The sequence below is a fragment of the Spiroplasma sp. hy2 genome (genome assembly GCF_044714365.1).
Taxonomy (GTDB): domain Bacteria; phylum Bacillota_I; class Bacilli_A; order Mycoplasmatales; family Mycoplasmataceae; genus Spiroplasma; species Spiroplasma phoeniceum.
This window is the reverse complement of the sequence record NZ_RXFZ02000358.1, coordinates 1-539: the sequence shown is the minus strand read 5'-3', so window position 1 is coordinate 539 and position 539 is coordinate 1. Positions and strand designations below refer to the sequence as shown.

The 539-nt window shown below is 22.4% G+C and carries 1 protein-coding gene; it reads left to right on the top strand.

The features are described 5' to 3' along the window. Positions 1–145: 145 nt before the first annotated feature. The gene (locus EHV01_RS06490; protein ID WP_422066745.1) at positions 146–448 is read left to right on the top strand and encodes a hypothetical protein; all 303 of its coding nucleotides are present in this window, start codon (positions 146–148) and stop codon (positions 446–448) included. Positions 449–539: the final 91 nt, after the last annotated feature.

The following is a 539-nucleotide window of genomic DNA, read 5'->3' as shown; positions in this document are numbered from 1 at the left end:
WWATATTTTATGGCTTATTTTAGTTAATTAATTACTAAAATAACTATTAAGCTTAAAAATAAGGTTTTCATTCATATAAAAAGTGCTACATTTGCATTTACAATTTACAAAATAAAAAAAAAAAAAAAGAAAATAGGTGATGCTAATGATAAAACCCAATAAACTAACAGCATTAGTTGGTTGGCAGTATTTAGTTTCAATGCTTTTTTGGATTATTTATACTGCCGTAATTATTACATTTTTAATTTTATTTATTAATGAACGTGATCGGATTAATAGTGAAAACGATGTTTCAAAAACTTTAGCAGAAATTGCGGCTGGGAAAAAATCAGCTGAACAAGTGCAAGAAACATATAAGAATTTAATGAGTATTACATATCCATTAATTGATTTTTCATTGTTATCCTTTAATTTTTTTGGAGAAAACAATACTAGACTTCTTGCATAACCTAGTTATTTTAAAATTTCTATAAAATATATTTAAAATAGAAATTATAGGAATCTAAAATTATGAAATTTGATAAATTTGATTTTATTAW